This window comes from Cytophagales bacterium (assembly GCA_019456305.1).
In the GTDB taxonomy this organism is placed as follows: domain Bacteria; phylum Bacteroidota; class Bacteroidia; order Cytophagales; family VRUD01; genus VRUD01.
Genome location: VRUD01000062.1, coordinates 19,829 through 27,884, shown reverse-complemented (window position 1 = coordinate 27,884; position 8,056 = coordinate 19,829). Strand labels below are relative to the sequence as shown.

At 37.5% G+C, this 8,056-nt stretch carries 8 protein-coding genes and 1 pseudogene; 8 read left to right on the top strand and 1 reads right to left on the bottom strand.

All coding sequences use genetic code 11. From position 1 onward, the window contains the following. Positions 1 to 95 precede the first annotated feature (95 nt). The 8 genes from FVQ77_12920 (at position 96) to FVQ77_12885 (ending at position 7,244) form a co-directional block, all read left to right on the top strand. A complete protein-coding gene (locus FVQ77_12920) occupies positions 96 to 344 on the top strand; it encodes a hypothetical protein (protein MBW8051216.1) in 249 nt (82 codons plus the stop codon). Further along, the gene (locus FVQ77_12915) at positions 314 to 622 is read left to right on the top strand and encodes a nucleotidyltransferase domain-containing protein (GenBank protein ID MBW8051215.1); all 309 of its coding nucleotides are present in this window, start codon (positions 314 to 316) and stop codon (positions 620 to 622) included. The genes FVQ77_12920 and FVQ77_12915 overlap by 31 nt, the downstream gene beginning before the upstream one ends. A gap of 167 nt (positions 623 to 789) precedes the next feature. Next, on the top strand, positions 790 to 2,493 hold the full coding sequence (locus FVQ77_12910) for a phospho-sugar mutase (protein MBW8051214.1): 1,704 nt from the start codon (positions 790 to 792) through the stop codon (positions 2,491 to 2,493). A gap of 380 nt (positions 2,494 to 2,873) precedes the next feature. Further along, positions 2,874 to 3,533 (top strand): hypothetical protein, encoded by a 660-nt coding sequence (locus FVQ77_12905; GenBank protein MBW8051213.1) that lies wholly within the window; start codon positions 2,874 to 2,876, stop codon positions 3,531 to 3,533. A 291-nt stretch (positions 3,534 to 3,824) separates the two neighbouring features. Then, positions 3,825 to 5,915 (top strand): T9SS type A sorting domain-containing protein, encoded by a 2,091-nt coding sequence (locus tag FVQ77_12900; protein ID MBW8051212.1) that lies wholly within the window; start codon positions 3,825 to 3,827, stop codon positions 5,913 to 5,915. Positions 5,916 to 5,952: 37 nt separating this feature from the next. After that, positions 5,953 to 6,765 (top strand): (Fe-S)-binding protein, encoded by an 813-nt coding sequence (locus FVQ77_12895; GenBank protein MBW8051211.1) that lies wholly within the window; start codon positions 5,953 to 5,955, stop codon positions 6,763 to 6,765. Positions 6,766 to 6,771: 6 nt separating this feature from the next. Beyond that, positions 6,772 to 6,978 carry a hypothetical protein gene (locus FVQ77_12890; protein ID MBW8051210.1) on the top strand — a complete coding sequence of 69 codons (207 nt, stop codon included), beginning with the start codon at positions 6,772 to 6,774 and terminating at the stop codon, positions 6,976 to 6,978. After that, the gene (locus FVQ77_12885) at positions 6,969 to 7,244 is read left to right on the top strand and encodes a Gfo/Idh/MocA family oxidoreductase (GenBank protein ID MBW8051209.1); all 276 of its coding nucleotides are present in this window, start codon (positions 6,969 to 6,971) and stop codon (positions 7,242 to 7,244) included. The genes FVQ77_12890 and FVQ77_12885 overlap by 10 nt, the downstream gene beginning before the upstream one ends. A 481-nt stretch (positions 7,245 to 7,725) precedes the next feature. Here FVQ77_12885 and FVQ77_12880 read toward each other — a convergent pair. Continuing rightward, positions 7,726 to 8,045 (bottom strand): annotated as a pseudogene (locus FVQ77_12880) (hypothetical protein). Positions 8,046 to 8,056: the final 11 nt, after the last annotated feature.

Genomic DNA, 8,056 nt, shown 5'->3' with positions numbered 1-8,056 from the left:
GAACATAGGAAAAAGAAAGCAATTGATGAAATTTTAAATCAGTAAAACCAACCACCTTTTGTCTATTAGACCAAAAATTACTAAAAGCTTATTATGTGAAAAAGTTACATAAACACGCCCCACTAACTCATAAATTACTTCTCTTAACTTCAGCATCAAATATAGAGCTAACTGAAGAGCAAGAGGATTTTTTTGACACTGTAACAACTTTTAACCTTGAAGCAAGGTATAATGATTATAAAAAGAAATTTTATCAAAAATGTACAAAAGAATATACAGAATTATGGATTTACAAAATAACAGAATATAGAAAATGGTTAAAAAATCAATTCTTAAAATCGTAAAAAATTATCTTTCATACCTGGAAGAAGAAAAATACAATATTGAAAAAGCCTTTCTTTTTGGATCGTATGTGAACGGGGATTTTCATAAAGACAGCGATATTGATATAGCTATTGTAATGAAAAATTTATCTGATAGTTTTGACATGCGGATTGAATTAATGAAATTACGTAGAAATATTGATTTGAGAATTGAACCCCATCCCTTTGATGAAAAGGAATTTAATGACAACGATCCCCTTGCTTACCAAATTATTACTACAGGTATTGAAGTAAAGTAAATATGAATGCTAAGATCAAAAAAAAAATCCAAATCTGGCTTGATGGCAATTATGATGAACAAACCAAAGCAGAAATAAACCAATTACTTGATACAAATAATGAAGATGAACTAACAGACGCCTTTTATAAAGACCTGGAATTTGGCACCGGTGGGCTTCGCGGTATTATGGGTGCAGGCTCCAACCGGATGAATAAATATACCGTTGGAATGGCTACCCAGGGACTTAGTAATTATTTGATCAAATGCTTTGTAGGTAAAAATAAAAGTAAAAGTAATAATCCCCCGCCAATCACCCCAGTACGCTCGTACCCCAGTACGGTCGTTCCTCCCTACGGGGTAAACCTTGCTACCTGCCCGCCAAAGGCAAAGCCCAAACATGGCAGGCGGGCGGGGCAGGCCATTCAGCATTCGCCATTCATCAAAGTAGCTATTGCTTACGATAGCAGAAATAACAGCGATTACTTTGCTAAGATCACAGCAAATGTATTCTCATCCAATGGCTTTAAGGTATATATTTTTGAATCATTGCGTCCCACCCCTGAATTGTCTTTTGCCATGCGTCAATTGGGTTGCCAAAGTGGAGTGGTGATAACCGCATCGCATAATCCCAAGGAATATAACGGTTATAAAGCGTATTGGGATGATGGTGCACAGATCATAGCGCCCCATGATAAAAATATTATTAATGAAATAAGGAAAATTAAGTCTATTGATGAAATTGCCTGGGAGAACGGTCAGACTGACAAAATGGGAGGTATTGAATATTTAGGAGAAAAGATGGATAATGTGTATTTGAACAAAATCCTGTCTTTATCTGTATCCAGGCAAGCCATCAAAAATCAAAAAGACCTAAAAATCGTTTACACACCGATCCATGGTTCGGGTAATAAGCTCGTGCCACAGGTTTTAAAAAAGTTTGGTTTTAACAATGTAACTGTTGTGGATGAACAAGCTGAACCTGATGGTAATTTCCCTACGGTAGAATTCCCTAACCCTGAAGAACCGGCAGCTTTAAAACTCGCCCTTAAAAAAGCAAAAGCTATTGATGCTGACCTGGTTTTAGCAACTGACCCGGATGCTGATAGGGTAGGGGCGGCTGTTAAAAAAAGTGACGCAACATTTGTGTTGCTCAATGGCAACCAGATTGGAAGCCTGCTGGTCTATTACCTCATAAATAGCTGGAAAAGTGCCGGTAAATTAACCGGCAAAGAGTATGTAGTTAAAACCATCGTAACCACTGACCTGATTGAACGCATCGCGGAAAAAAATAACGTAAAATGCTATAACACACTTACCGGATTTAAGCATATAGCATCGTTGATCAGGAAGCTGGAGGGCAAGGAAAAATTCATTGCTGGAGGAGAAGAAAGTTATGGCTATCTGGTTGGTGACTTTGTAAGGGATAAGGATGCCATTATTTCCTGTGCCTTTATTGCTGAATTTACAGCTTATGCTAAAGATAAAGGATTGAGTCTTTATGATACGTTGATCAATATGTATATAGAGTACGGTTTTTATAAAGAAAGGCTCGTATCCATTACAAAAAAAGGTAAATCGGGAGCAGAGGAAATACAGCAGATGATGACAAGGTTTAGGAATAATCCTCCCTCAAAGCTCGGTGATTCCAAAGTAGTTTTAATCAAAGATTATCAGAGCCTTGTTCAAACAGAATTCCCCAAATCTAACGTTATACAATTTATAACAGAAGACGGAAGCAAAATCTCTGCCCGTCCTTCCGGCACTGAACCAAAGATAAAATTTTATTTTAGTGTGCATGAAGAATTAAGTAGTAAAGATGACTTTGATAACGTAGATAAGATGTTGGAGAAAAGAATTGATAAAATTATCTGCGATTTAGGTATTAATTAGTGTCTGTCTCTAAAGTCACTTTTTCATAAGAATAGCACCCTGATTTATCAGGGTGAAAAAACGACATCACCATTTTTCAGTCCGTTTTAACGGACTTTAATCACTTTGAATATCCAATTATTGAAGTCCGTTAAAACGGACTTAGAATTTATTTTTTTGATTATTATCACCACGATAAATCGTGGTGCTATTCTTATAATTTTAGTTTATGGACAGAAACTAATTAATAGGATTAAAATGAAATATAAAATTAAATCCTTTTTCAACATCCTCACATTATTATACTTAATATAGACTTTCTTTGCTTTAAGGAAGCAAGACAAAAAACTGGAAAATATTTCTTTTACTAATTTAAGATTTGAAAACAAAGAAATTAAGAAATGAATAACCCTAATGAAGTAATTATCACATTGAATTGGTCAAAACTTTACGAGTTATCTGACCTCGATTTAAGCAATAAAAAATCAGATTTTGGTGTAGAACATTTTTATGAAAATCCTTTTCGGGGGATATACATGTATGGATTTGAAGTTGATATTTTTCGACCGTTTTATATAGGCAAGTCAGAAAGCAACATACTAGGGAGATTATGCGAACATTTGGTAAATATTCGCGCGGGTAATTTCCCTTTGCGAAAAATAGATGATTTGAAGAATGGAGTTACAAATAAATACACTGAAGATATAAATAAGGTGATCTTCTCACCATATTATTATAATAACCGTAAAGAAAATTGGAACAAACATTTTCCAGAGGGTTATGGGTTTGTTTTAAACAATTGGACAAATTATGATAAATCAATTAATGAAATGTTATCAGCTTTTAGGTTTTCATACGCACAAGTTGATGATATTCCTAATAACGACAAGAATGAAATAATAAAAGACGCAGAATGGGTTTTAGTTGATAAACTTGGTTGTGAAAATCTTCTAAATCTCAGAACAGGAGATAGGACTCCCAAATGGGATAAAGTTACATTGATTAATAAAGGCAAGATTTCTTTAGAAAAGGAGATGGACTGGCCTAAAGTTATAAAGTAATGCAAAATTTATTATCAAAATCTACCTACCTCCGTGGTCTTAGTACAATCAGAGTCTCCCGGAAATCCTAAATTCAAACATATTACTATCTTAAAAAGGGGACTCTGATGGGACTCTCTAAAAAAATAACAAAAAAAAATCCCAATTTTTTTTTTGTTACCTTTGTCCCTCACATAAATTTTATGTGCGGGGCACTTAAAGGTTGAACGTGCCTAACATAAAACCATTTAGTATCTTTTTTGCCCTGAACACCAAAAATTGTATTCTTTAATCCAAACCAATTTTAAAACCATGAGAAAACTTCTATTCTTATCCTTGTTTTTGCACATAATTTTTTGTGCAAAAGCCCAGCCCTCCGGCTCCATTGACCTCTCCTTTAACCCCACAGACATTGGCTTTGGTTTTGGGGATGGTGCAAACAGTATTGTCCGAACAACCTCTATACAAAGCGATGGGAAAATTATTATCGGGGGCGATTTCACTTCCTATAATGGAATATCGAGAAACCATATTGCCCGCCTCAATGCGGATGGTACCCCTGACAGTACTTTTACCGTTGGTACGGGAGCAAACAATCGGGTATATACAACCTCTATACAAAGCGATGGGAAAATTATTATCGGTGGTGTCTTCACTATCTATAATGGAACAGTGATAAACCGTATTGCCCGCCTCAATACCGATGGAACCCTTGACAGTACTTTTACCGTAGGTACGGGAGCAAACTCTGATGTCGAGACAACCTCTATACAAAGCGATGGGAAAATTATTATCGGGGGCGGGTTCTCTTCCTATAATGGAACAGCAATAAATTATATTACCCGCCTCAATACCGATGGTACCCTTGACAGTACTTTTACCGTAGGAACGGGAGCAGACAATACTGTCTTTACAACCTCTATACAAAGCGATGGGAAAATTATTATCGGTGGCTGGTTCACTTTCTATAATGGAACAGCAATAAACCGTATTGCCCGCCTCAATACCGATGGTACCCTTGACAGTACTTTTACCGTAGGAACGGGAGCAAACTGGACTGTCTCTACAACCTCTATACAACCCGATGGGAAAATTATTATCGGTGGCGGGTTCACTACCTATAATGGAACAGCAAGAAACAGTATTGCCCGCCTCAATGCAGATGGTACCCTTGACAGTACTTTTACCGTTGGTACCGGAGCAAGCAGTACTGTCAGGACAACCTCTCTACAAAGCGATGGGAAAATTATTATCGGTGGTAACTTCACTTCCTATAATGGAACAGGGAGAAATTATATTGCCCGCCTCAATGCGGATGGAACCCTTGACGGAACTTTTACCGTTGGTACTGGAGCAAACTGGTATGTCCGAACAACCTATATACAAAGCGATGGGAAAATTATTATCGGTGGTTGGTTCACTTCCTATAATGGAACAGCAATAAACCGGATTGCCCGCCTCAATGCGGATGGAACCCTTGACGGTACTTTTACCGTTGGTACGGGAGCAAACAGTGTTGTCGGGACAACCTCTATACAAAGCGATGGGAAAATTATTATCGGGGGACAATTCACTTCCTATAATGGAACAACCATAAACCGTATTGCCCGCCTCAATGCCGATGGTACCCTTGACGGAACTTTTAACCCTGGAACGGGAGCAGACAATACTGTCTTTCCAACCTCTATACAAAGCGATGGGAAAATTATTATCGGTGGTTGGTTCACTTCCTATAACGGAACAGCAATAAACCGGATTGCCCGCCTCAATGCGGATGGTACCCTTGACGGTACTTTTACCGTAGGAACGGGAGCAAACAGTTATGTCTGGACAACCTCTATACAAAGCGATGGGAAAATTATTATCGGTGGTAACTTCACTTCCTATAATGGAACAGCAATAAACCGGATTGCCCGCCTCAATACCGATGGAACCCTTGACGGAACTTTTACCGTTGGTCCGGGAGCAAACAATGTTGTCCAGACAACCTCTATACAAAGCGATGGGAAAATTATTATCGGTGGCTGGTTCACTTCCTATAATGGAACAGGGAGAAACCGGATTGCAAGATTGTTAAATGGTACTCCGGCAACAATTCAAACATCTGCCGCAATTTGTTCAGGATGCAGTATTTTGAAAATATATCCCAATCCCAATACCGGCAAGTTTAATATTGTAATGAACATAACACCTGCCCGTCCGGCAGGCGGGCAAGCAGAAAATTTAGAGCTAAAAATTGTCAACAACTTAGGACAGGTATTATTTAGAGAGGAGCTAAAACAATTTAAAGGCATCTACGAAAAGCAACTTGATTTAAACAAGTATCCGGTTGGCATCTATAATCTCCAATTAATAAGCAAAAAAGGAGTAATTAATAAACAGATAATAATATTGAACGATTAGCTGAATAGCCGATACATATTCTTTTTCTTTATTAAAAATGAATAAAACAAAAGTAAACATCTTCATCCCCTGTTTCATAGACCAGCTATTCCCTCAAACGGGTTTTAATATGGTGAAAGTGCTTGAAGAGGTTGGCTGTGAAGTGCATTACAATCCAAACCAGACTTGCTGCGGCCAGCCTGCTTATAATGCCGGATATTTTGATGATGCACGTGAAGTAGCTCATAAATTCTTGAATGATTTCTGCCCCCCTAAATCCCCCCGAAGGGGGGACTTCCCAACCCCACTTCCCAAAGGGAAAAGCGATGGCAAAGTCCCCCCTTCGGGGGGATTTAGGGGGGCTGTTATCGTAAGCCCCTCGGCCTCCTGCGTAGGTATGATCAGGAATGGATATGATCTGCTAATTGAGAATTTGTCTGCCATAAATCAATGTAGAAATATTCAAAAGCATATCTTTGAGTTTTCAGAATTTTTAGTTGATGTTCTGAAGGTTGAAAGTATAAAGGGAGCAACGTTGAATGGCATTGCCACCTATCATGATTCGTGCAGTGCATTGAGGGAGTGCGGTATTAAAGAAGCGCCAAGAAAACTTTTAAAAAACGTGAAAGGACTTAAGCTTGTAGAAATGAAGGATAATGAAACCTGTTGCGGGTTTGGAGGGACTTTCTCAGTAAAGTTTGAACCAATATCAGTAGCAATGGCACAGCAAAAGGTAGATAATGCCCTTGCTGTCAATGCCGACTACATCATTTCTACAGATTCGTCCTGTCTGATGCATATTGACGGGTATATTAAAAAAAATAACATAAAAATAAAAACGATGCATATTGCGGATGTTTTAGCGCATTAGTATAACATGATCATCAAAGACATCATAGAAAAATACAAAAACCTCAGGAAGCAAAACTACCTGAACCATCCCCTGAATTATAAATCAAAATTTGCTTTTATAGGGGTTGGGAATCATAGCATCAGTAATTTGTATCCCTGCCTGGATTATTTAAGCGTTCCCTTAAAAATATCCTCACGAGAAATATCAGCAACGCTAAAAAAATGGCGCTGAGATACAAAGGCGCCACAGGAACAGATAACCTGGACATGATATTAAAGGACGATGAAGTGAAAGGTGTTTTTTTATGTTCCGATCCTGCCGTCCACTTTGATCTGACTAAGAAAATTTTGTTGGCAAACAAATCTGTTTTTGTAGAAAAACCTCCCTGCCTGACACTTGATGAATTAGAAGAATTGAAACGTACAGAAGAGAAAACCGGGCAAGTTTGCCTGGTAGGATTGCAAAAACGCTATTCCAACGTTTATTCTATTCGGTAAATACAACCAGTTCTATACCCACGGATATTTTAATGAAATAGAGGCATTTGTAAATCTTGTGGAAGGCAGAAAAGGAGATATTCGCACCTCGCTTGATGATATTACGGCAACTTATCAGCTTATTAGTGAAATTAAATTGCATGGCGCATAGCTCCCCGCCACAGGCGGGGTAAACATAGCCCCGCCAACTGGCGGGGTTCACCATGCTCACACCTTTGTTTGAAAATCAAATCGTAACATTTTTAAAATATTTGCGTTTATAATACAAATATTGTTATAAAATTTGTATTATAAATACAAGATAATAATAACCGGATCTAATGCAAATTTATTGAGTTCTGAACTAGCTACGCATTTAACCGGAAGATTCTCTGCATTTAATTTTTACATTAAACAAATTTTCTTACAAAGTAAAAGAACTAAATTAGTGAAATTCTTAATTAGTGTAATTCGTGTAATTAGTGGTTTCAAATTAAATTTCTTAGATAAATTTTTCGTACATGTTGAAGGTCTTATCATCAAAGCAAACGAAGATAACCTTCCCGGGAAGGACATTATTTTGAAGGAAACTTTTCGTTTCGTTAATAGCAATTTTTACAGCTCGTTCCAAGGGGAAGTGGTAAACACCTGTGCTGATAGCCGGGAATGCAATACTTTTTATACCGTTCTCCGTGGCTATTTTCAATGAATTTTTATAACAGTTGGCTAATAAATTGTCAGTGTAGTATTTGCAGCGTTGACAATTGCGTCAACTTTTAGTTTGGTGATGTCGCCTTTTTGGATTTCTATTTTGTTTTTCATACGAATAAATA

What these genes read in the sequence shown, in the direction of transcription:
- FVQ77_12915 (MBW8051215.1), top strand. Translation starts at nt 314, where the DNA reads ATGGTTAAAAAATCAATTCTTAAAATCGTAAAAAATTATCTTTCATAC.
- FVQ77_12910 (MBW8051214.1), top strand. Translation starts at nt 790, where the DNA reads ATGGGTGCAGGCTCCAACCGGATGAATAAATATACCGTTGGAATGGCT.
- FVQ77_12905 (MBW8051213.1), top strand. Translation starts at nt 2,874, where the DNA reads ATGAATAACCCTAATGAAGTAATTATCACATTGAATTGGTCAAAACTT.
- FVQ77_12900 (MBW8051212.1), top strand. Translation starts at nt 3,825, where the DNA reads ATGAGAAAACTTCTATTCTTATCCTTGTTTTTGCACATAATTTTTTGT.
- FVQ77_12895 (MBW8051211.1), top strand. Translation starts at nt 5,953, where the DNA reads ATGAATAAAACAAAAGTAAACATCTTCATCCCCTGTTTCATAGACCAG.
- FVQ77_12890 (MBW8051210.1), top strand. Translation starts at nt 6,772, where the DNA reads ATGATCATCAAAGACATCATAGAAAAATACAAAAACCTCAGGAAGCAA.
- FVQ77_12885 (MBW8051209.1), top strand. Translation starts at nt 6,969, where the DNA reads ATGGCGCTGAGATACAAAGGCGCCACAGGAACAGATAACCTGGACATG.